Source organism: Bradyrhizobium sp. BRP56, from assembly GCF_020194035.1.
Classification (GTDB): domain Bacteria; phylum Pseudomonadota; class Alphaproteobacteria; order Rhizobiales; family Xanthobacteraceae; genus Bradyrhizobium; species Bradyrhizobium australafricanum.
Genome location: NZ_JADYVV010000254.1, coordinates 1 through 381 on the forward strand (window position 1 = coordinate 1; position 381 = coordinate 381).

Annotated in this window: 1 protein-coding gene; it reads left to right on the forward strand. The window is 39.4% G+C overall.

Features of this window, described 5'->3' with window-relative positions; translation table 11 throughout:
* Positions 1-154 precede the first annotated feature (154 nt).
* Positions 155-381: hypothetical protein (locus tag I6F38_RS43645; RefSeq protein ID WP_225164747.1), on the forward strand; the 227-nt coding region annotated here is incomplete at its 3' end.

Here is a 381-nt window from a genome sequence, read left to right on the forward strand (position 1 = left end):
AAATAGCTGTCCCAATGATGAATGAATGTAATACTTAGTAAAAAACAAACAAACATCATTAACAAAGTAACGTTCAGTTACATGGCATTGCATCAAAATCTCATCATCATGCAATGCTGTTATCTGCTTTATGGAATATTACTCAAGGATTTTTATGTCTAAAAAATTAGGTTTTGCGCTGTCCGGTATTATGTTGGCAATGGCTGCTGGTACTGCATTTGCTGCTAACGATATGGACGGCGGTCAATTAAATATTAGCGGTCTGGTCGTTGATAACACTTGTGAAGCTCGTGTTGATGGCGGTAACAAAGACGGTCTGATCCTGCTGCAAACCGCTACTGTTGCTGAAATTACTGATGGTGTACTGGATACCACTGTAGG